The organism is Phreatobacter sp., assembly GCF_016793595.1.
Classification (GTDB): domain Bacteria; phylum Pseudomonadota; class Alphaproteobacteria; order Rhizobiales; family Phreatobacteraceae; genus Phreatobacter.
On sequence record NZ_JAEULY010000004.1, the window covers coordinates 1,103,966 to 1,126,409 of the forward strand.

19 protein-coding genes and 1 tRNA gene are annotated in these 22,444 nt (G+C 67.1%); 4 read left to right on the forward strand and 16 right to left on the reverse strand.

Translation table 11 applies throughout. The annotated features are described in order from the left end of the window. Positions 1-168: 168 nt before the first annotated feature. The 10 genes from JNK84_RS09485 to JNK84_RS09530 all read right to left on the reverse strand — a co-directional run bounded on the left by JNK84_RS09485 (position 169) and on the right by JNK84_RS09530 (position 10,146). Positions 169-1,611, reverse strand: coding sequence for a TadE/TadG family type IV pilus assembly protein (locus JNK84_RS09485; protein WP_293423326.1), 1,443 nt, complete (start codon positions 1,609-1,611; stop codon positions 169-171). A gap of 162 nt (positions 1,612-1,773) precedes the next feature. Next, entirely contained in the window at positions 1,774-2,544 is a 771-nt protein-coding gene (gene rutD / locus JNK84_RS09490; protein ID WP_293423328.1) for a pyrimidine utilization protein D, read from the reverse strand. A gap of 15 nt (positions 2,545-2,559) precedes the next feature. After that, a complete protein-coding gene (locus JNK84_RS09495; RefSeq protein WP_293423330.1) occupies positions 2,560-3,348 on the reverse strand; it encodes an ABC transporter ATP-binding protein in 789 nt (262 codons plus the stop codon). Next, positions 3,338-4,159, reverse strand: coding sequence for an alpha/beta fold hydrolase (locus tag JNK84_RS09500; protein WP_293423331.1), 822 nt, complete (start codon positions 4,157-4,159; stop codon positions 3,338-3,340). The genes JNK84_RS09495 and JNK84_RS09500 overlap by 11 nt, the downstream gene beginning before the upstream one ends. A 9-nt stretch (positions 4,160-4,168) precedes the next feature. Beyond that, positions 4,169-4,999, reverse strand: coding sequence for an ABC transporter permease (locus JNK84_RS09505; RefSeq protein ID WP_293423332.1), 831 nt, complete (start codon positions 4,997-4,999; stop codon positions 4,169-4,171). A gap of 2 nt (positions 5,000-5,001) precedes the next feature. Next, positions 5,002-5,388: a pyrimidine utilization protein C gene (rutC, locus tag JNK84_RS09510; RefSeq protein WP_293423334.1), complete on the reverse strand. Its 387-nt coding sequence runs from the start codon at positions 5,386-5,388 to the stop codon at positions 5,002-5,004. 30 nt (positions 5,389-5,418) lie between these two features. Beyond that, positions 5,419-6,111, reverse strand: a complete 693-nt coding sequence (locus tag JNK84_RS09515) for an isochorismatase family protein (RefSeq protein ID WP_293423336.1) — start codon at positions 6,109-6,111, stop codon at positions 5,419-5,421. A 14-nt stretch (positions 6,112-6,125) separates the two neighbouring features. Then, entirely contained in the window at positions 6,126-7,193 is a 1,068-nt protein-coding gene (locus JNK84_RS09520) for an ABC transporter substrate-binding protein (RefSeq protein WP_293423338.1), read from the reverse strand. 98 nt (positions 7,194-7,291) lie between these two features. Continuing rightward, entirely contained in the window at positions 7,292-8,209 is a 918-nt protein-coding gene (locus JNK84_RS09525) for a LysR family transcriptional regulator (protein ID WP_293423340.1), read from the reverse strand. Between the two features lie 170 nt (positions 8,210-8,379). Next, positions 8,380-10,146 carry an NAD(P)/FAD-dependent oxidoreductase gene (locus tag JNK84_RS09530; RefSeq protein WP_293423342.1) on the reverse strand — a complete coding sequence of 589 codons (1,767 nt, stop codon included), beginning with the start codon at positions 10,144-10,146 and terminating at the stop codon, positions 8,380-8,382. Between the two features lie 169 nt (positions 10,147-10,315). Here JNK84_RS09530 and JNK84_RS09535 point away from each other — a divergent pair, with 169 nt between their 5' ends. After that, entirely contained in the window at positions 10,316-11,560 is a 1,245-nt protein-coding gene (locus JNK84_RS09535; RefSeq protein ID WP_293423344.1) for an aminotransferase class III-fold pyridoxal phosphate-dependent enzyme, read from the forward strand. 3 nt (positions 11,561-11,563) lie between these two features. Here the strand turns inward: JNK84_RS09535 and JNK84_RS09540 are convergent, their stop codons facing one another. Together JNK84_RS09540 and JNK84_RS09545 are read right to left on the reverse strand one after the other, a co-directional pair. Continuing rightward, positions 11,564-12,988, reverse strand: a complete 1,425-nt coding sequence (locus tag JNK84_RS09540; protein ID WP_293423346.1) for an amidase family protein — start codon at positions 12,986-12,988, stop codon at positions 11,564-11,566. An 11-nt stretch (positions 12,989-12,999) separates the two neighbouring features. After that, complete coding sequence (locus JNK84_RS09545) at positions 13,000-14,433, reverse strand: amidase (RefSeq protein ID WP_293423348.1); 1,434 nt, start codon at positions 14,431-14,433, stop codon at positions 13,000-13,002. Between the two features lie 278 nt (positions 14,434-14,711). Here JNK84_RS09545 and JNK84_RS09550 point away from each other — a divergent pair, with 278 nt between their 5' ends. After that, positions 14,712-16,289 carry an ABC transporter substrate-binding protein gene (locus JNK84_RS09550; protein WP_293423350.1) on the forward strand — a complete coding sequence of 526 codons (1,578 nt, stop codon included), beginning with the start codon at positions 14,712-14,714 and terminating at the stop codon, positions 16,287-16,289. 253 nt (positions 16,290-16,542) lie between these two features. On the opposite strand, the gene JNK84_RS09555 is transcribed toward JNK84_RS09550, so the two are convergent. From JNK84_RS09555 to JNK84_RS09570, 4 genes are all read right to left on the reverse strand, one after another. Beyond that, positions 16,543-16,618, reverse strand: a tRNA-Lys gene (locus JNK84_RS09555). A 111-nt stretch (positions 16,619-16,729) separates the two neighbouring features. Continuing rightward, entirely contained in the window at positions 16,730-17,635 is a 906-nt protein-coding gene (locus tag JNK84_RS09560; protein ID WP_293423352.1) for an ROK family protein, read from the reverse strand. A 10-nt stretch (positions 17,636-17,645) separates the two neighbouring features. Beyond that, positions 17,646-19,229 (reverse strand): 2-isopropylmalate synthase, encoded by a 1,584-nt coding sequence (locus tag JNK84_RS09565; RefSeq protein ID WP_293423354.1) that lies wholly within the window; start codon positions 19,227-19,229, stop codon positions 17,646-17,648. Between the two features lie 589 nt (positions 19,230-19,818). Continuing rightward, on the reverse strand, positions 19,819-20,715 hold the full coding sequence (locus JNK84_RS09570; RefSeq protein ID WP_293423356.1) for a DMT family transporter: 897 nt from the start codon (positions 20,713-20,715) through the stop codon (positions 19,819-19,821). Positions 20,716-20,938: 223 nt separating this feature from the next. Here JNK84_RS09570 and rpsT point away from each other — a divergent pair, with 223 nt between their 5' ends. Together rpsT and JNK84_RS09580 are read left to right on the forward strand one after the other, a co-directional pair. Then, entirely contained in the window at positions 20,939-21,205 is a 267-nt protein-coding gene (gene rpsT, locus JNK84_RS09575; protein WP_293423358.1) for a 30S ribosomal protein S20, read from the forward strand. A 736-nt stretch (positions 21,206-21,941) separates the two neighbouring features. After that, positions 21,942-22,388: a rhodanese-like domain-containing protein gene (locus JNK84_RS09580; protein WP_293423360.1), complete on the forward strand. Its 447-nt coding sequence runs from the start codon at positions 21,942-21,944 to the stop codon at positions 22,386-22,388. The last annotated feature ends 56 nt before the right edge of the window (positions 22,389-22,444 follow it).

Here is a 22,444-nt window from a genome sequence, read left to right on the forward strand (position 1 = left end):
GAGGTTTGTCCGCAGGCATTGCCCTTCATGACAATGCTGCGGCTGGCAGCGATCCGCTGCTCGCTTTTGCTGGCGATCGGTTGCAACGTTCACAGCCGATGAGACGCCGCCTCGCTGGCGGCGCCGGCAATGGGCGCATCGAATCCCGGCTGCGGAACGGCTCGCGCCTCAGCGCGTCAGGCGCACGTTCTGAAGCGACTGGGCGATGTTCTTGAACACTTCCTGCAGCGACGTGCGGTCGGTCGCATCAAAGGCATGGGCCGACGAACTTGCACAGTTGCGCATCGCCGTCCTCGCCGTCGGATCAGTGATGTCGAAGGCGATCGTGTAGATCTCGATCTGCTGGGATTTGGCGTAGGTGCAGATCGCGTTCATGTCGGAATAGGTCTGCGCCAACTGGGCGGCCTGACTTGCCGCATTACCGCTAATGGCGACGTGACGGCCATCCGAGGCGCGATACTGCAATGTGTTGGCGCCATCCGTCATGAGCACCATCACCTTGCGGGGACGGCGGTTCTGAGAATCGTAGGCGCGCCCCTCGGAGAACGGCGCAGTCGGCGACAGGACATTGACGCCCCAGATCAGACCGGTGGGAATGTAGGTCGACGGCTTGTAGCCACCGACATTGACCACCATGCCGCGGATCGCCGCCGTCACGGTCGACAGGCTGGTCGACAGCGGGATGATCGGGTTGAGGCAATTCTGGCTGGTCGCCAGATAGCCCGGATAGGGTGTGGATGGCTGGGCATCGGTCAGGCGCAGCGTGCCGGTGTTTCGCGAGCCGACGCAGCCGAACCAGCGGTAGCGGGTGGTGCCGCCCCCCGAGCATGACTCGTAGGGCGGAACCGTCTGTTCGGTGCAGGTCTGCGGCGTGCAGTCATAGGTCTCGACGCTGCCATCGACTGTCCGTGTGCAGGTCTTGGCAGGGCCTTTGGTGCAAACGGAGCGCGTCGTCTTGGTGACGCAGGTGCGTTGTGAGGTCACGTCATAGTCGGCGGGAACCGAGACCCAAGTCGCGTTGCGATTGGCGGTGCCGACATTGACATAGTCCGCGTAGGGTACGACGCCGATCTTCACGTCGACCGAGGGATCGCGCCACAACGTGGTGACAAGTTCCGCGGCGGACTCCTTCAGCGCCACGAGTTTGGCGCCCGCCATGGACCAGGTATTGTCGAGCACGAGAACGAGTTCGGTTGAGCCGTTCAGCGCCCGGATCGAATTGGCGTTGACGCGGTAACTCAACTGGCTGTAGCCGGCCAGCTGCAGGAAAGCGGGGGTGATCGTGCCATCGACGATCAGGGTGACTTCGCGCTTCGTCGCGTCATAGCGGAAGGTCGTGATCCGCGCAGCGTCGGCATTGGTGCCCGCGGTGTTCCCCTGAAGGTAGTTGGCGGCGACCGCGCTCATGGCGGCTTCTGTTTCGATCCGCGATCCCGCGGCCGCCAGCGCGGCGGCATCCGCGGCAGCCTGGGCGGCAGCCTGGGCGGTCGACAGGCGGGCATAATCGACGCCGGCGCCAACCAGCAGCATGATCGGGATGATCGCGATGCCGAAGAGCACCGCGACGACGCCCGACTCCTGCTTGCGGAAGCGGTGAAGGATCGAAGCCATCGTGAACATCCCCGAGCGAGCGACGGCCCACTCTCGGAGATGTTTGTTTAAATTTGCGGAATCGGATGCTTCACCAGGATACCGTTTTTCGCCCTTTACTTGCCATTCCTCTGCGTCTTCACGCCACATGCCGGCCCAATAGCGCGCGGCAGCGCTACCGGATCAGCCCCGCAGGAACGCGATCAGCTCCGCGTTGAACGGTTCCGGCGACGTTGCCGAGAAGCCGTGACCGCCGCTCTCCACCATCCACAGGCGCGCGTTGAGCAAGCCATCGGCGAGACGCTGTGAAGCGGTCCACGGCACGAGGACGTCGTCGCGCGAGGCGGCGACGAGGGTCTGGTGCGGGATAGCTCGCAATTCGTCCGCCATGTCGAAGGCGAGCAGCGCGGCGATGCGCTTCTCGATCGTGTCCGCGCCCTGGAAATGGGCGATGCCGTGCCGCACCTCGGCGTCGACCGCTTCGGCGTTCGCCGAGAGCCAGGCGGCGGAATAGAGGAAGATCGGCTGGGCGTTGACATAGGCCTCGACGCCGACGTGCCGCAACAGATTGAGCCGCATCGCGAAGCAGCGCGCGGTGTGAGAATCGGCGGCGGCCCAGGCGTTGACGGGCACGAGCTTGCGTACGCGCGCGGGCGCGCGTCGCGCGAGCTTCAGGCCGACAATGCCGCCAAGCGCATGACCGACGAAATGGCAGCTGTCGATGCCGCGAGCATCGAGAATCTCGACCACGTCATCGGCCATGGCCTCGATGGAATAGCCATCGGGCAGCGGCTCCCTGCTGCCGCCCGTGCCGCGCTGGTCGTAGACGACGACGTGGAAATGCTCGGCCAGCGCCGCGATCTGCGGGCGCCAGAACGCGCCGGCGCCGCCGAGGCCCGCCGACAGGAGGACGCACTCCCTGTCGGGTGAGCCGAAGCTCTCATGATGCAGCATGATGATGTCCGTCCGTCAGGCGGCGAGCTCGATCCCGAGCTCGGACCAGATCGTCTCGAAAAGCTGGTTGAAGCGCGGCAGCGTTCGGATCTTCAGCGGGTGACGCAGTTCCGGCGCGATATCGACCTGGTGCACCGCCTTCACCCGGCCCGGGCGGCTGGTGATCACGACGATCCGGTCGGCCATGGTGATGGCCTCGCCCACGTCGTGCGTGACGAGCACGACGCTGCACTGCCGCTCGCGGATGATGCGCATCACGTCCGACTGCAGGATGAGGCGCGTCTGGCTGTCGAGCGCCGAAAACGGTTCGTCGAGCAGGATCACCTCGGGAGAGAAGGCCAGCGTCCGCATGAAGGCGACGCGCTGGCGCATGCCGCCGGACAGCGCCGACGGATAGGCGTCCTCGAAGCCCTTGAGGCCATAGGCCTCGATCAGCGTCTGGGCGATGCCGGCCGCCTCGCGCGAGGACGTGCCGCGCACTTCAAGGCCGATGGTGACGTTGTCGCGGACAGTACGCCAGGGCAGGAGCAGGTCCTTCTGGAGCATGTAGCCGACATGGCCGGTCGCATCGTGGACCGGAACACCGTCGACCGCGATGTCGCCGCGCGTCGGCTTCAGCAGGCCGGCGATGATGTTGAACAGGGTGGTCTTGCCGCAGCCGGACGGGCCGACGATGGCGACCACCTCGCCGCGACCAACCTCGAAGCTGATATCGGCGATGGCCGTCACGGCTTCCGGCGTGTCGGGATTGAAAGTCATCCCGACATTGACGGCCTGCAGGACGGTCGCGGATTCATGCGGCATGGACATCCTCCCGGGCGGTCGCGTGGTCCGCGAGGAACGCGGCGATCGTCTCGTTGAACAGGTCGGGCTCGGTACGGGACAGCGCGTGCCCCCCGCGCGGCACCGTGACGAGCCGGGATCCGGCGATGCCGCCGGCCAGAAGCTCGGACGAATAGAGCGGGGTCAGGATGTCATCCTCGGCCACCAGCACCATGGTCGGGCAAGCGATCCGCGACAGGTAGGGCCTGCCGTCGAAGGCCATGATGCCGGCCACGCGCGCGTCCAGGATGGAGGCAGGAGGCGACGCGGACGCCGCCGACGCGGCCTCCTGATCGAGCGCCGCCTTCCGGTCCTTCACGTAGTAGGGCGGATAGAGGAACACCGGCGTCGCGCGGTGATACTCGGCCTCGCCCCCGTCACGCAGGATGCGCCGGCGCAGGTCGAGGCACATCTCCATCTGACCGTCGAGGACGGCCCAGCTCGCGTAGAGCACGAGGCTCGCGATCCGGTCGGGCGCATTGGCGGCGACGACCTGACCGATGGCGCCGCCGGTGGAATGACCGACCAGATGGGCACGGTCGATCTCCAGGTGGTCCATCAGGCGCAGAAGGTCGTCGGCCATGCCCTCGACCGAATAGCGACCCTCGAAGCGCGAACTGCCACCCGTGCCGCGATGGTCGTGCAGGATCACGCGGCAATTCCGGGAAAGCGCTGCGACATTCGGCGCCCAGTAGCCGGCGGAGCCGCCGAGACCCGCGACGAGGAGGACGGGATCGCCCTCGCCGGTCACTTCATAGGCGATGTCCACGTCGCCAAGTTTCGCGATCGGCATGATGCGTCCTCACCGCCACTTCAACAGGCGTTCGGCTCGGCCAACGAACCAGTCGAGCACGAGCGCGAGGATCATCAGGGCGAAGATGCCCGCCCAGACGCCGTTGAGATTGTAGAGCGTGCCGGCATAGTAGATGTGCTGGCCGAGGCCCTGTTCCGCCGAGATGTACTCGCCGACCACGGCGCCGATCATCGCGAAGCCGATGTTCAGGCGGAATGCCGAGGCGATCCACGGCACGGAGCCGGGAACGATCACCATCCGGAAGATCTGGAAACGCGTCGCCCCCAGAGCCTTGAGCATGCGGACATAGTCGTTGTCCACTTCCTGGCTGCCGGCATAGCTGGCGATCATGGCGACGATGAAGGTGATGATAGCGGCCACGGCGATCTTCGATTCGATGCCGATGCCGAACCAGACGATGATCAGCGGGGCGAGCGCGATCTTCGGCAGGCCGTTGAGCGCCACCATGATCGGGCGGATCACCGCCGCCGTCGTCGGCGACAGCCAGAGGGCAAGGCCAGCTGCCGAACCGAACAGACTGCCGATCAGGAAGCCGATGACCGATTCCTGCGTGGTCACCCAGGTATCGATCAGCAGCTTGCCGTCGGTGACGCCCTTGACGAATTCGCGGACGACGCCGCTGGGCTGGCCATAGATGTAGACCGGGATCCAGCCGGCGCGGATGGCGACTTCCCAGATGGCGAAGAAGCCCGCGATGACGAGGACCTGGTAGATGAGGATGCGGCCGGTGCCGGGCAGCAGGCGCCGCGCGGCCGGGCGTGCGGGAGCGCTGCCGCGGCTGTCAGCCACGGCCCGCCCCGTCGTCTCGACGCTCGTCATGGTCAGCTGCCGACATAGGCCGTGGTGGCGATCTCGACGAGGAATTCCGGGCGGACCAGCGGCGCCTGGATGCAGTAGCGCGCGGGCGGCGCTTCCGGGAAATACTCCTTGTAGACCGTGTTCATGGCCGCGTAGTCCGCGAGGTCCGTCAGGAAGATCTGGTTGAAGACGACGTCCTTCAGCGTGCCGCCGCCAGCCTCGACCACCGACTTGATGCTTTCGAGGACATGACGGGTCTGGGCCGCGGCGTCGCCGACCGCGAGCGTCTCGCCGTTGGGACCAATGGCGAGCGTGCCGGAGACATAGATGAAGCCGCCGGCCTTGCTGCCCGGGCTATAGGGGGCGAGCGGCGGGGCGGAGCCCGGCGGAATGATCGGCTGAACGGCCATCTGTCTTCTCCCTGAACTGGTTCTTGTTGGTCAGGCCGCCACAGCGGCGACGCCGTCGCATGCGCGCACGACATCGTCGGTCACGGCCGACCAGCCGAAAAATTTCTCGACGTTGTAGATGGTCGCCTGCTGGATGAAATCCGGCCCAGCCTGGAAACAGGCGTCATGGACGAGAACCGGGAAATACTCCTTGAAGAAGGCGTCCCGGATCGTCGATTCCACGCAGACATTGGTCGCCACGCCGCAGACCAGCAGCGTGTCGATGCGGCGGCTGCGCAGGATGCTGTCCAGCTGGGTGCCGGCGAAGCCGCTGTAGCGCGGCTTCGGCACCACGATGTCGGCCGGATCTGGCGTGAGGCCCTCGACCAGCGCGTAGTCCCAGCCGCCCTTGGTCAGCAGCTTGCCGGAGAGTTCCTGCCGGGTGCGCATCAGCTTGAGCGAATTGCCCTTGCGCTGGTTGACGGAATCCGGACCGCCGGCCTCCTTCAGTTCGGGGTCCCAGCCATTCTGGAGCCAGACTACCTGAGCGCCCGCCCGCCGCACGCTGCGCGCCAGCCGGTCGATCGTCGGGATGACCTGGTCGGCCGGCGACAGGTCGACGCCGAGATGGCCGAAATAGCCGCCGGGCGAGCAGTAGCCATTCTGCATATCGACAATGATCAGCGCCGTGCGGAGCGGATCGAAGGACAGGCTCTCGGGGCTGGCGGCGAGGGTGATGTTCATGATTGTCCTGCTTGTCAGCTCGGGCGGCCGACCTTGGCGGTGGCACGCTCGGCAAAGCCGTTGTCGACCATTTCCTCGTAGGGCCGGGTCGTCCTGATCGCGCCGCCGGCCAGTTCGAAGGCCATGTCGGCCTCCCATTCCGCCTTGGAAATGGTCGGATTCTTCGGAATGGCGCTGGACCGCCTGAGGAGATTGTCCGCCGCCGACCGGATGACCGCCTCGGAGACCTGCGAGAACTCGGCGACCGAGCTCTTCACGAACAGTTCGTTGCCGTCGGCATGGAGTGCGGCCTGAGCCTCGGCGATGGCGTCGCAGAAGGCCTGGACCAGCTTCGGATCCTTGTCGATCAGGTCGCGCTTGACCATGGCGGTGGTCCAGGACAACGGGCCGATAATGTCCGAGAACGAGAAGACCGGTTCGAGATTGAACTGCTGCTTGGAAATGCTGACGTCCCACTCGAACATGGTCGCGACATCGGCCCGGCCGTCGAGGACGGCCTGCGCCTGCGCGCCGTTCGGGAGCTGGAGGAAGCGAACGCCGGCCTTGTCGGGCTCGAAGCCGCCGCGCTCCTTCATGGCGAAGGTCGGCGTCTGGATGGTCGAAGACGGATAGCGCAGGGTCGCGATCGTCTTGCCGCGGAAATCGCCGATCGCCTTGATCGGCGATCCGGGTTTGGCGACCGCCCACATGGCGACGCCGCCGACGATCTTGGCGACGTTGACGAGCTTGGCGCCCTCGTTGGCTGCGTTAACCGACATGCCCGCGCCGGTCACCGCGAAGGAGGCATTGCCGGAGAGCACGACCGGCACGGCGAGCGCGATGCCGCCGGCCGAGGACACCGTCACGTCGAGCCCGTGCTTGCGGAAGAAGCCACCGTGCTTGGCCGCATAGACCGACACGTACATGCCGAGATGGATGGCTTCGGTAACACGCACGGGGATCGCGGCCTGCGCAAGCGCCGGGCTGCCGAGCTTGCCGAAGACGGCCGCCAGCGCGCCGGCGCCCGTGCCGAGAACGACCGTGCGCCGGCTGGCGAGGGCAAGCGCCGGAGCGGCAGGGCGGTTCGGATTTTCGGTCTGCATGTGCAATCCCCTCTTCTGATTGAGGGGAAGCCTAGATGGCCGGGCGTGTTGTTCAAAGACGAGAATTGGTCATGCGATCTTGACGAAAAGGCAACACCTCAACGATTGCGCACCTGGACATCGACGAGGTTCTGGATCTGCGCGACCAGCACTTTCAGGAAGTCGGCGGCAGCATGGGACAACGGCCTGTCGCGATGGATGCTGACGCTGGAGCGGGACGTACGGAACTCCCGGTCGGAGATGGGAATGGCGATCAGCGATCCCGCCGCCAGTTCCCGCACCACGGTCAGCGCCGGCATGAAGGCGATGGCATTGCCTGTCGCGGCAAGGGTCTTGGTGAGTTCGAGGGAATTGGTGGTGACCAGCACGCGCGGATCGTAGCCGCGGTTTGCCACCGCCGTATCGAATACCTGACGGAGGCCGAAGCTCTGGACGGGAAGCGCGAGCTGCTCGGTGCACAGCTCGGCGAGCGACAGGCTCTCACGGCCGGCATAGCGATGGGACGGCGCGACGAGGCAGGAAATGCCCTCCTTGAACTCCGCCACGACCTCGATCTCGGGACGCGACACAGCGTTGAAGGTGATGCCGATATCGGCTTCGTCCTCCAGCAGCGCCTCGACGATCCGGTCGGTGGAGTCGGTGTATACCCGGAACGAGATGTTGGGATAGCGCTGGTTGAAGTCGGACAGGATGCCCGGCAGCAGACCGGTGACGAAGCCCTCGATGACCCACAGGCTGATCCTGCCCCGCCGCAGCCCCATCAGGTCGTCGATACCGGAACGGGCCCGCTCCAGGTCACGGAAGACGCGATGGCTCTGGCGCGCCAGCACCTCGCCGGCCGGCATCAGCCTCACCCCGGTCTTGAAGCGCTTGAACAGTTCGGTGCCGAGCTCCGCCTCCAGCAGCGCGATCTGGCGGCTGACGGCCGACGGCGCGACATGGAGGCGGTCGGCCGCCTTGCGGATCGAGCCAAGGCGGGCGACCTCGTTGAAATAGCGAAGGGCGAGGAATCTCAACTGCCGTGCCTCCAGCCGCGCATGGATATGCAGCGTCCTTAGCACAGGAGCACCGCGCTTCAGGCGCGATCAGCGGCACGCTGCCCAGCCCTCCGCATGCCGGCGCCGCGATCTGCGTTGCGATGCGGCCGTGAAGCAGCCCGGCCGGTTTCGCCTTCAGGTTCGCTCTGTCAGGAAGGCACCCCGAAAACGGGCGTCGGCAGCCCCTCGAACCGCGCCTTGAGCTGGATCGCCAGGTAGCGCGAGTAGTGCCGCGACTGCGCGAGATTGCCGCCGTGGAACCAGAGCCCCTCCTGCGCGGTCGGCTTCCACATGTTGCGCAGTTCGCCGACCCAAGGTCCGGGATCGCGCGCCGTGCCGGACCCCATGCCCCAGCAGGGCCCGACCCTGTCGGCAACCTCCGGCGAGATGAGTTCGGCCGCCCAGCCGGTCATGGAGCCGTAGCCGGTGGCATAGACGACGAGATCGGCGGGCAGCCTCGTCCCGTCGTCGAGCAAGACCGCATCCTCGGAAAGACCTGCAACGCCGACGCCGCTTCGCAAGGCGATCTGCCGCGTGGCGATGAGTTCCGATGCGCCGACGTCGATGTAGTAGCCGGAGCCCCGACGCGGATACATGAGCCCGAGGCCCGTCTCGTCCTCGCCGAAGGTCAGCTGGAAGCCGACGGCGCGCAGCGCATCATAGAACGCCGCGTCGTCCCGCTTCATGCGTTCGACAACCGGTTTCAGGAACTGCGGCAGCACGGCGAAGGGCGTCGAGGCGACCGTCAGGTCGGCCTTGTCGACATCGATGCCGGCCCTCAGCGCCGCCTCGGAATAGAGCGACCAGCCGAGCCGCTGCACCGTCTCGGATCGCACGACCAGCGTCGGCGACCGCTGGATCATCGTCACCTCCGCGCCATGCTCCCAGAGGCCGGCCGCTATGTCGTGGGCCGAGTTGTTCGCGCCGACGATCACGCAGCGCTTGCCGGCATAACCTTCGCCGCCGGAATGAGCGCTGGAATGGTGCTGGATACCGCGAAACAGATCCTGTCCCGGAAAGTGTGGCACTTGCGGCTTGCCGGACATGCCGGTGGCCAGCACGAGATGCGTCGGGCGGAGGGTCACAAGCTCGCCGGCGCGGTCGACCTCGACGGTCCACTCGCCACGCGCGGCATCGTAGGCCGCCTTCCGGCAGGTCGTGCCCGTCCAGAGATCGAGTTCCATGATCGAGGCATAGGCCTCGAGCCAGTCGCCTATCTTGTCCTTCGGCGTGAAGACGGGCCAGTGATCCGGGAACGGCAGGTAGGGCATGTGGTCGAACCAGACGGGATCGTGCAGGCAGAGCGAGCGGTAGCGGTTGCGCCACGCGTCGCCCGCCCGCGGGTGCCGGTCGACGATCAGGGCCGGCACGCCGATCTGCTTCAGGCGCGCGCCGAGGCCAAGACCGCCCTGGCCGCCGCCGACGATCAGCACATAGGGCTGCCGATCATAACCGAGCCGGGCATCGGCAGCGCGCTGGTCGGCCCAGGTGGCGCGGTCGCGCACGGCGCCATGCGTCGTGCCCAACGACCGCGTTTCGCCGCTCTTCTCCTCGTACCCCTTCAGTTCGCGCAGCGTCGTCAGCAGGGTCCAGCAGCGGCCGTCCCTCACGCGCGCGTGCCCGCGCCCGCGCCCGACCTTCGTCTCGAAGGTGAACCAGAACTCGACGCCGGCGTCGGACGTGCGCGGCTCGCCATCGAGCGTCCATGCCGAGGCTCTCGTATCCCGCCCCCGGCTCGCCAGCATGGCGGCGATGGCGGCCCGCCCCTCCAGCGTCGCGATGTTCCAGGTGAAGGCGACGAAGTCACGCCAGTAGCATTCGTCGAGGAAGAGCTCTGCCGCCCTGGCCGGGTCATCGCGCGAGAGAAGCTCGGAAAAGGCCGAAAGCCAGCGCGACGCCTCGCCTCGTGCATCCATTGCCAGCCGCCTCCCCGCATCCTGTCAGGATCATCGTGCGGCACCGCAGACGCAGCCGGCAATGCGCCCGAATGACGGGCTGGCGTGCACGCTGGCGCAAGGCTGTCCCGCGCGTGACGGTACGGCGCCCCCGCGCATAGGATGAGCCATCCACCGTCGGAGATGCGCCATGCATGCGTCCGCCTCGACCGCGCTCGCGAATTCAGCCGACACCGCCCTGCGCCTCAGGGCGCGGCAGGTCATCCCCGGCGGCCTGTGGGGCCATCTCAATGCGGCGAACCTGCCGGAAGGCTATCCGCAGTTCTTCGCGCGCGGCGATGGCTGCCGCGTCGTCGACGTGGACGGGCGCGAGTTCATCGATTTCATGTGCTCATGGGGGCCGATCGTCCTCGGCCATCATCATCCGGCCGTCGAAGCCGCGGCACGCGGGCAGGCAGCGCTCGGCGATACGCTGAACGGTCCCGCGCCCGTACTGGTGGAACTCGCCGAACTGATGGTCGACATGATCCCTCGTGCCGACTGGTGCCTGTTCGAGAAGAACGGCGGCGATGCGACGACAGCGGCAGTGACCATCGCGCGGGCCGGGACAGGCCGAAGGAAGCTGCTGGTCGCGCGCGGCAGCTATCATGGCGCAGTGCCGTGGTGTTCGCCATCGCTCGCCGGCGTCACGGCCGAGGATCGCGCCCATGTCCTCCACTACGACTACAACGACATCGCCAGCCTCAAGGCCGCGGTGGAGCAGGCGAGGGGCGACCTCGCCGCCATCCTCGTCACGGCCTTCCGGCATGACATGGCGAAGGCGCTGGAACTGCCCGACCCCGCTTTCGCCCGGCGCATGCGCGAACTCTGCGACGAGGCTGACGCAGCCCTGATCCTCGACGACGTCCGCGCCGGGTTCCGGCTGCATCTCGGCGGCTCATGGGAGACGATCGGGGTCGCGCCTGACCTTGCCGCCTACAGCAAGGCCATCGCCAACGGCTATCCGCTCGGCGCCATCACCGGGCGCGACCGATGGCGCGAGGCCGCGACGAAAATCTTCACCACCGGCTCGTTCTGGTGCGAGGCCGTGCCGATGGCGGCGGCGGTCGCGACGCTGACGGAGCTGAAGCGCATCGACGGGCCGGCGGTCATGGCGCGGATGGGGCAGCGACTGCGGGACGGGCTGGATCGGCTCGCCGCGAAGCACGGGCTTTCGATCTCCCAGAGCGGGCCGCCGCAAATGCCGCTGATGCTGTTCGCCGACGATGCCGGCTTCGCCAGGGGCTCGGCCTTCTGCAGCGCGGCGCTGAAGGCCGGCGCCTACTTTCACCCGAAGCACAACATGTTCCTGTCGTGCGCTCATACGGAAGCGGACATCGACCGCGCGCTGGACGCGGCGGACGAGGGCTTCGCGGCAGTGGTGCGGATGGGGTGAGGCTCACGCCAACGCGTCGAGCGCCTTGACCAGCACCGGATGAGGCTGCGCGAAGCCGAGCGCCGCCTCGATGGCGAGGCCGGCTTCGAGGATCAGCCGCTCCGAATATTTCGGCCCGACCACCTGCAAGCCGATCGGCAGGCCCGAGGCCGACAACCCGCAGGGCGCGGTCGAGGCCGGCTGGCCGGTCAGATTGAACGGCAGGGTGAAGGGCACGCTGTCGCGCCAGCGGTCATAGGCCTGACAGTGATAGATCGTCTCCACGGGCGGCGCGACATGCGGCATGGTCGGCGTCAGCAGGAGGTCGTAGTCGCGGTGGAAGGCAGCGAACTCGCGGCCGAGCGCTGCCCGCGCCGCTTCGGCATCAAGCAACTGGTCGATGGTGACCGCCATGCCTCGTTCGGCGAGGTCGCGGAAGGTCGGGTCGAGATCGTCCCAGCGCTCCCTCGGGATCAGGCGCATGCGACGCGCGAAGGCGCCGATCCAGTAGACCTCGAAGCGGCCCTTCAGCTCGCCGATGGGCGAGGCTACCTCGGTGATGGTGGCCCCGTAGCTGCGTAGCCTCTCGACCGCGGCATCGACGACGGCGCGCACCTCCTCGTCGGGGCCGAAGCCGCCGAGGACCGGGGCATAGGCGATACGCAGGCCCTTGAGCTTCGGTTCGAGGCCGGTCAGCCAGCCGGGGGCCGTCGGCGGCAGCGCGAACCAGTCGCGGTCGTCAGGGCGCGCCATGACGTCCAGCGTCGCGACGGCGTCCTCGACCGTCCTGGTGATCGGCCCGCCGGAGACGAGGGTCGCGAACATGCCCTCCTGCGGATGATGGGGCACACGGCCGAAGGTCGGCTTGAGCCCGTAGAGGCCACAGAGATTGGCGGGGATGCGGATGGAGCCGCCGCCATCGTTGCCGAAGGCGATGGTGCCGATGCCGGCCGCCACGCAGGCAGCCGCGCCGCCGCTGGAGCCACCCGGCGAGGTCGCGATGTTCCACGGGTTGCGCGTCGGCCCATTCTGCAACGGCCCGTCGGTCAGCCCCTTCCAGCCGAATTCCGGCAGGCGCGTCTTGCCGAGAATGACCGCGCCCGCCTCGCGCAGGCGCGCAACCACCGGCGAATCCGCCGAGGCGGGCGTATCCGGCGTCGTCAGCGAGCCATGCCGGGTCGCAAATCCCGCGACGTCGACATTGTCCTTGATGGTCACGGTGACGCCGTCGAGCGGCCCCGTCGGGCGACCGGCGGCCCAGCGGGCGTCGCTCTCCTGCGCCGCCTTCAGCGCGCCATCGACATCGACGACCTGCATGGCGTTCAGCACGGGATCGACGCGGGCGATGCGCTCCAGATGCAGGCTCGCGATCGTGCTCGGCTTGGCGGTGCCGGCGGCGTAACGCGCGCCGAGTTCCGCGACGGTCAGGAAACAGTCCGCGTCTTGCATCGGGGAAATCCTCAGGCCGCCTTCGGCCGGTGCTGCGCCCAGGGGCGCGTCAGTTCGAGCAGCGAGGCGAAGCGCAGGACGTCGGTGTCATGCCCCCAGCGCCCGACGATCTGGATGCCGGTCGGCAGGCCGTCCGCGCCGAAGCCGGAGGGGATCGAGACGGCGGGATGGCCGGTCAGGTTGAAAGGGTACTGGTAGGAGGTCCAGCCCTGCCGGGTGATGCCGCATTTGACCCCGTCGACCTCGACCTCGTCGTTGGCGGCATCGAAACCGACAGGCAGGGCCGTGCGCGAATTGGTCGGCATGACCAGCATGTCGTAGCGGTCGAACAGGCTCTGGATCTGCCGGAACAGTTTCGTGCGGGCGAATTGCGCGTTGCGGAAATCGGCGAGGCTGAACATGGCCCCGCGCTGCATGAAGGCAAGCGTCACCGGGTCCATCTGGTTCTGCCATTTCGGCAGGAAGGGCGCGCAGAACACCGCGAAATTCGACTGGTAGAGGATGCGCCCTTCGAGTTCGATCCAGTCGATCGCGTCGGTGACGTCCTCGACATCCGCACCGAGCCCTGCCCAGGCATCGAGCGAGGCGCGCGTGTTGGCGAGCACGTCGGCCGCGACGCGGGGGTTGGCGCATCTCTCGATGTAGCCGATCCGGACACCCGAAAGATCCTGCCCGATCAGCGTCGGCGACAGCCGGCGGCGATCCTCATTGCCCTGCGTCCAGGGGTCTTTCGCCGTCGCGCCCGTCAGGACGGCGTGCATCACCGCCGCGTCGGTGACCGTGCGGGCGAGCGGCCCGGCATAGATATTGTTGCCGAAGGCGTCGCGGGTCGTGTCGTAGGGCACCGCGCCGAGCGTCGGCTTCAGCCCGACGAGCCCGCAGCAGGCGGCAGGTCCGCGCACCGAGCCCGCGCCATCGGTGCCGAGCCCCAGCGGACCGAGCCCTGCCGCGACGGCGGATGCGGCGCCGCCGCTCGATCCGCCGGGCGTACGATCGAGATTCCACGGATTGCGCGTGATGCCGAAGCTCGGCCCGTCGGTCAGGCCCTTGTTGCCGAATTCCGGCGTCGTGGTCTTGCCGACGACGATCGCCCCGGCTGCGCGCAGACGGGTGACGAGGATGTCGTCGCCCGCGGCGACATTGTCGGCGAAGATGGCCGTACCGTGCCTGGTCTTGACGCCGGCGACGTCGACGAGATCCTTGATATGGACGGGCACGCCGTGCAGAGGCCCGAGCGGCCCGCCGGCCGTGACCGCCGCCTCGGCCTGCCGGGCATCGGCCAGCGCCTGGTCGGCCATGACCGTCACGAAGCAGTTGAGGCGCGGCTGTTCGCGCTCGATCGCCGCCAGCACCGCCTTCGCGTACTCGACCGGCGAGAGCTTTTTCGCGCGTATCAGCGCCGCCGCCTTCGTCGCGGGGGTGAACAGGAGATCGGCATCCGGCATGGCGGCTCCTCGCGCGATATCGGCGCGTGGTAGGAGGCCCCCGGGGGCCGCCACGCCGCTCCTCGCGGGCGCAATCTTGTGGCGCGACTTTCCTCCCGTCCAGCCGACTGGAGACCGAACGAGCCTTCTGCAAGGCAGGCCTGCGATGGAATGATCTCCTCCTCCGCCGATTGCGCGACGGCGTGGTCCAGCTAACCTTCGGGGGCCTATCGACGTGCATCCTCTCGGGGCCGCCCGGCGGCCTCCCCGGCTTTTTCGAAGCAAGCGAGGAGACTGCCATGGCCTATCCGACCATCACCCGCAGGAACGCGCTCGCCGGTGCAACGGCCCTCGGCGTCGCCGGCATCATCAGGCCCCGGGAAGCGCGCGCCGAGACGACGCTGACGGTGGTGCTGGAATCCGAGGTCGTGATCTTCGACCCGCATTTCACCACCGCCGCGATCACCCGCACCTTCGGCTACCACATCTTCGACACGCTGTTCGCGATGGACGGCATGGGCGAGATCCGGCCGCAGATGGTGTCGTCCTACGACACGTCCCCCGACAAGCTGACCTGGACCTTCACCCTGCGGGACGGCCTCAAATGGCATGACGGCGCGCCGGTCACCGCCGCCGAATGCGTCGCCTCGATCAACCGCTGGGCACCGCGCGACGCCATCGGCCGGATGCTGCGGGCGGCGACCGCCGCCATGGCGGCGAAGGACGACAAGACCTTCTCCATCGTCCTGAAGGAGCCCTTCCCGCTGATGCTGCCGGCGCTCGGCAAAGCCAACGCGCCGCTGCCGGTGATGATGCCGATGCGCTTCGCCTCGACCCCCAGCGACCAGCGCATCACCGTGCCGCCGGTCGGCTCCGGACCGTTCCGCTTCCGCGCCGATCTCTGGAAGTCCGGCAATTCGATGATCCTCGAGCGCAATCCCGACTACGTGCCGCGCGCGGAGCCTGCCGATTTCCTCGCCGGGGGACGCTCGGTGAAGATCGACCGGCTGGACCTGCGCGTCATGCCCGACCAGATGACCGGCGCCAGCGCCCTCATCAAGGGCGAGATCGACTACATGCAGTATCTGCCCTTCGACTCGCTGTCGCTGCTGCGCCGGGCGCGCGACGTGAAGCTGCTCGGCATCGGCGGCATCCACCAGTTCCAGGGCAATTTCCGGCTCAATCACGAATTTCCGCCGTTCAACGATCCGGCCGTGCGGCGGGTGCTGTGGAAGCTGGCGGACCAGTCATCGATCCTCTCGGCCATCGGCATCCCAGCCGAGTTCCGCGCGCCGCAATGCCCGTCGTTCTGGATGTGCGACGCGCCGCTTTCGACCACTGCTGGATCGGAGGTCGCGAAGGTCGATATCGAGGCGGCGCGGGCGGCGCTGAAGGCAACCAGCTATGCCGGGCAGCCGGTGATCATCCTGGAGGTGGCCGGCTCGATCAGCCAGACGGCGGCGCAGGTGCTGAGCCAGAACATGAAGGATGCCGGCTTCACCGTCGACGCCCAGACGATGGACTGGGGCACGGTGCTGGCCCGCCGCGCCAAGAAGGACGGCTGGTCGATGTTCTCGGTCTATTCGAACGGGACCGACATGATTTCCCCGCTCAACCACTTCTACATCGCCTCGACCTGCGCGGATTTCCCCGGCTGGTCCTGCGACACCCGCATTCCCGACCTGCTCAAGGCCTTCGCGCGGGCGGACGATCAGGCCGGGCGCAAGAAGGTGGCCGAGGAAATCCAGAGGATCGCCTATGAACTGACCCCCGCTGTCATGTGGGGCCAGTTCACCATCCCCGCCGGATACCGGTCGAACCTGCGCGACCTGCCGCAGTCGTCCTATCCGATGTTCTGGGACGTCTCCCGGCAATGACCCGGCCGGCCGGCGGCCCGCACTATGTGGCCCGCCGGGCGTGCTTGCGATGATCGCGCGTCCTGATCGTCCGCCCGTCTGGCTGATGCGGGACGGCTCGCGCAAACCTGTCGGATGGGCTGGCAGCGAGGGCACGAGCGGGAACGCTTCGTGATCAAATGTCCTACGTAGGACACGCCGCGATGTCCTACGTTCTCGTCTCGTTCTCTTCGGGAAATCTGTCGCAAACCCATATGCCGCATAGGGTTGCGAATGGTGGGTGATGAAGGACTCGAACCTTCGACCCGCTGATTAAGAGTCAGCTGCTCTACCAACTGAGCTAATCACCCACGCCGCAGGGCAAGCCATGCGGGAGCCGGGTGACTAGCAGAGCCCGGACCCGCTGTCCAGAACATGGCAGGGACTTTTTGTGCATGGCCGCAATTGGCCATCGCGAAACGTCAGTCCGTTCGGGGCCAGAGCCATGCCGCGCCACGCACGCCGGAGGAATCGCCGTGCCGCGCCTTCACGACGGGCGTGGTGCAGGCGTCGGAAAAGACGAAGGAGCGCATGGCCGGCGGCAGGTCGTCATAGAGCGGCATGACATTGCTCATGCCGCCGCCCATGACGATCACGTCCGGGTCGATCAGGTTGACCACGTGCGCGAGCCCGCGCGCGAGGCGCGAGACATAGCGGTCGTAGGAGGCCCGCGCCTCTCCATCGCCGGCCACGGCCATGGCGACCACTTCCGGCGCCGGCACGGCCCGACCCGTGGCGCGCCTGAAATCCTCAGCGAAGCCGGTGCCGGAGACCCAGGTCTCGAGGCAGCCATGCTGGCCGCAATAGCAGGCCGGCGCGCCCAGCACCTCGTCGACGGAGGGCCATGGCAGCGGATTGTGCCCGAACTCGCCGCCGATCAGGTGCCGGCCGCGCAGCACCTTGCCGTCGATGACGATGCCGGAACCGGCGCCCGTGCCGATGATCAGGCCGAGGACGACGCCCTGCCCGGCCGCGGCGCCGTCCACGGCCTCGGACAGGGCGAAGCAGTTGGCGTCGTTTTCCAGCCGCACCTCGCGCCCGAGCGCTTCGGACAGGTCGCGGTCCAGCGGATTGTCGATCAGGACGGTCGTATTGGCATTCTTGACGAGGCCGGTGGCCGGCGAGACGGCGCCGGGGATGCCGACGCCGACCGTGCCGGCCCGGCCCGTCTCCGCCTCAGCACCCGCGACGAGGCCGGCAATGGCCTCGACGATGGCGCGGTAGTCGTGGCGCGGGGTCGGCGTGCGGCGGCGGTGAAGCTCGCGCCCGTCATCGTCGAGCGCGAGAACCTCGATCTTGGTGCCGCCGAGATCGACGCCAATCCGCATGCCGGACCGCCTACTCGGCCGCGACGATGCCGTGCTGCGGATGCAGCCGCTCGTGCTTGGCGATCAGCTTGTTGAGCGCCGAGAGATAGGCCTTGGCCGAGGAGACCAGCGTATCGGGGTCGGCGCCCTTGCCGGTGAAGGTGTTGCCGTTCGCCTGGAGCCGCACCGAAACCTCCGCCTGCGCATCCGTCCCCTGGGTAACGGCGTGCACCTGATAGAGTTCCAGCACCGCCTCGTGCGGCACGATGGCCTTGATCGCGTTGAACACGGCATCGACCGGGCCGTTGCCCGAGGCCTGCACGGTCTTGTGGACGCCGTCGAGGTCGAGCGTCAGGGTCGCGGCCTGCGGCCCCATCGTGCCGGCGACGACCAGCAGCGAGATGACCTTCATGCGGTCCTGGCTATGGGCGATCTTCTCGTCCACCAGCGCCTCGATATCCTCGTCGTAGATCACCTTCTTGCGGTCGGCGAGCTCCTTGAAACGGACGAAGGCGTCTTCCAGCTGGTTGTCCGACAGGCCGTAACCGAGATGTTTCAGCTTGTCCTTGAAGGCGTTGCGGCCGGAATGCTTGCCCATGACCAGCGAGGTCGATTTCACGCCGACGGAATCGGGCGTCATGATCTCGTAGGTCTGCGTGTTCTTCAGCATGCCGTCCTGGTGGATGCCGCTCTCGTGGGCGAAGGCGTTCCGGCCGACGATGGCCTTGTTGTACTGGACAGGGAACGAGGTCACCGTCGAGACGAGCTTCGACGCGCGGGTCAGCATCTTGGAGTCGATGCCGGTCTGGTAGGGGAAGATGTCGTTGCGCGTCTTGATCGCCATGACGATCTCTTCCAGCGCCGCATTGCCGGCCCGCTCGCCGATGCCGTTGATGGTGCATTCGATCTGGCGCGCGCCGCCCTCGATGCCGGCGATGGAATTCGCCACCGCCATGCCGAGATCGTTGTGGCAGTGAACCGAGAAGATCGCCTTGTCGGCGTTCGGCACGCGGTTGCGGACCATCTCGAACAGCGCCTTGTATTCGTGCGGCGCGGTGTAGCCGACCGTGTCGGGGATGTTGATGGTGGTCGCGCCGGCCTTGATCGCCGCCTCGACGCAGCGGCACAGGAAATCGTGCTCGGTGCGGGTGCCGTCCTCGGCCGACCATTCGACGTCGCCGACATGGTTGCGGGCGCGGGTGACCGAGGCGATCACCATTTCCAGCACCTGGTCCGGCTCCTTCTGGAGCTTGTGCTTCATGTGAACCGGCGAGGTCGACAGGAAGGTATGGATGCGCGGCCGGCGGGCGTGGCGCACCGCTTCGCCGGCGCGGTCGATATCGGCCATGCCGGCGCGGGCGAGACCGGCGACCGTGGCGTTCTTGATCCGCCTGGCGATGGCCTCGACCGCCTCGAAATCGCCGTTGGAGGCGATGGGGAAGCCGGCCTCGATGATATCGACGCCCATTTCATCGAGCAGGTCGGCAACCTGCAGCTTCTCTTCCAGCGTCATGGTGGCGCCGGGGCACTGCTCGCCGTCGCGCAGCGTCGTGTCGAAGATCAGAACGCGGTTCTTGTCGGATACGGCCGAGGGCGTCTGGCTGGTGGCGGTCATGGGTCTTACTTCCTTCTGTCGGCCTGCGGCGGCTACGCGCCTCACATCGCAGGCCCTGGAGTTTCAGGTTGCGTTTCGTGATCCCCTGAGCGCCAAGGCCGGACGGCCCTGCCGGAGCTCAGGGGCGAGTAAGCAGAAGGAGCGAAAGCGAGGCCGTGGCGCTGAGAGCGCGGATATCGATCGGCAGCTGGGCGCGAGCGATAGTCACGAAAGGTCCTCGACAGATGCGGCCTCGCAGCCGCCGTTAGCCTCTTGCCTAGCCGATCCGGGGGGATCGTTGCAAGGGGCCCCATCGTGCAGGAGCTATGGCTAAGGGCGGATGAAGCAGCGAACGGCCGGCCGGCGCGCGCCGTGTTTACCAACGGGGCGTTCCCGGAACGAACAGTGCCCGAATCGCTGATATCGCGATGTTCCCGCTTGGTGCCGGGCGGCCCTAAGTCAGCATGCATGCGTGTTTCGGCGGTTGCGGCGGTCGAATGGAGCGACAAGGCGAAACGTCCGCACGAGACGCCCGCGGGCTCGCCGCGTTAACCCGGCCGTGCCGAACCGGGACGCAACCCCCGGTCGGCCGCTGGATTCTTTCCTGCGCCTAGGACTTACGCGCGCGCGATTCCGCGTAGATGTTGATCAGCACGCCGCAGACGACGATGGCGGCGCCGACCAGAACGGCGAGTTCGGGCGTCTCGTCGTAGAGCAGCCAGCCGACGATCGCGATCAACGGCACGCGCATGAAGTCGATCGGGGTCACCACGATGGCGTCGCCGTGCCGGAAGGCGTTGGTCAGGCAGTAATGCGCGGTGAAGCCACCGATCATGATGCCGACCAGCGGCAGCCACTGGCTCCAGTCGACCTTGCCGAGGAACCAGACAGGCTGGCCGATGAAAGCGTTGCCGGCGAGGTTCAGCGGCAGCTGGATGACGTTCATCCAGAACATGATCGTCCAGGTGGAATCCGTGCCGGTCAGGAACTTGGTGGTGGTCTGCTGCACGCCGAAGCAGACGGCCGCCGCCGCTACCAGCAGCGCCGCCGGGCGGAAGCTGTCGAGGCCGGGCCGCAGGATGACCATGACGCCGACGAAGCCGAGCACGAGCGCGGCCGCGCGCGCGGGGGTCATCCGCTCCCCGAGGAAGATGACGGCGAAGATCGCCACCCAGGCGGGGGTAGTGAACTCGATGGCGAAGACGGTGGCGAGCGGCAAGAGCGTGATGCCATAGGCCCAGAGCGCCTGCCCGCCGGTATGGATCGTGTTGCGCAGCAGGTGAATGCCGAATTTCGGCGTCCGCAGACGGTAGCTCGGATCGGGCGCGAGCACCGCCATGGCGACGCCGATGGCGAGGCCGCCCATATTGCGCAGCGCGAGGATCTCGAACACGGTCAGTCGCGACTGCATCGCCCGGATGGCGAGGGCGATGGCGCAGAACGAAATCAGCGTGCCCGCCATCCAGAGGACGACTTTGGCGAAGTTGCGCTGGGGCGGCAGGGACATGGTGCCTCGGCGGAATGCGGCGGGGCGACCAGTTCTAGTGGCGCGGAAGCGGACGGTCTTCCGCGATTTTTGCAGCCCCTCCCCTTCGCGGTTGACGCGGGGGCCGGTCATGACTATAGACGCCGATCCGTGGCGGCTCTGGGCCGCCGCTCTCGTTTTCCCGCGCCCCGGTCGGACGATCGCAAGATCTGACCTTGCCAGGGCCAGCTGCCGGACAGAAACCATGGCCAATACGGCTTCCGCCAAGAAGGCCGCCCGTGTGATCGCGCGGCGCACCACTGTCAACCAGGCCCGCCGCTCGCGCGTCCGCACCTTCCTGCGCAAGCTCGAAGAGGCCATCGCCACCGGCGACAAGACCGCCGCGACCGCTGCCCTCAAGGCCGCCGAGCCGGAGATCATGCGCGCTTCGCAGAAGGGCGTGATCCACAAGAACACCGCCTCGCGCAAGGTCTCGCGCCTCGCCAGCCGGGTCGCCAAGATCGGCGCCTGAGCCGCCGCTTCACGCAGCTTACCTACCGCTTCCGAAAGCCCGGCCCATGGCCGGGCTTTTTGCTTGTGGCCGGAGCCGGTCCCATACCCCTGCGGGTGCCGTTACGGAGCCGTGGCGATTCCGCCACAGGAACGCGTCAACCCAAATATTTCTCCAACCCACCCTCCGTGCCACGTAAGGCGGTCTTCATCCGGCTCATCATCTGGCAGGAAAAGGGGACGTGAATCAGATGCTTAGCCGGACGACAGTTTGTTGCACATCCGAAACATGCGAGAAGGCGGTCGCCAACTACCATCCCGCCTTGCCTTCGATGCCGCCCCCGCGACCCGCCCCGCCGGGACGGTGATTCGGAATGTGCCGATTCATCAGTGGGTTGAAATCGCGCGGCGCGGAGTCGCAAAAGGGACCTTGAGTCAAGCGCCGCGCCTTAACCATTTATTAATGGAAACCGATTGCCGGGCTCGGAGCCCCTGTGTATCAATCTAAGCACTCGGGGGGAGCCACCCCGGTTTCATCGAAGAGCCCGACATGCCAAGCCCGCGAAAGACGGGTCAGGCGAAGCTTTGTCTCGAAAGAGATAAAGTTGAGCCACGGTCAATGTCTGTATTCGACGATGCCGCCGGAGTTGGATCGGGGACCGCCATGGTCGATTGACCATGCGGAAGCCAAACAATCGAGATGACAACTTGGTTCTGGAATGAGGCGCACGGGTGCAACGGCATCCGCGCGGAACGATATGTCGTCTGCAACTGAAGCCACATATGCCGGTGACGTGACGCCTGCGGAGTGCTGGAGCGTGATCGGCAGCGATGCCCCGGCGCACCTCGTCGATGTCCGCACGACGGCCGAGTGGGCCTATGTCGGCTCGCCCGACATCAGGGCCGCCGGCAAGGAGGCGATCCGCCTGGAGTGGCAGGTTTTCCCCGCCATGAACGTCGATGCCGATTTCGCCGCCAAGCTTGCAGGCAAGCTCAATGCCGCCGGTGCGCCAAAGGATGCGCCGCTCTATTTCATCTGCCGCTCCGGCGTGCGCTCCAAGGCCGCCGCCACCGCCATGACCGCAGCAGGATATAGCCGCTGCTACAACGTGGTGGGCGGCTTCGAGGGCCCTCCCGACAGCGACGGCCACCGCGGCCGGGTGTCCGGGTGGAAGGCCGAAGGGCTCGCCTGGACCCAGTCCTGACCGCGTCGCCCGCATTTCCGTTTCTCGCGTCCCACCCCGTTCCTTTTCCTCCAGAG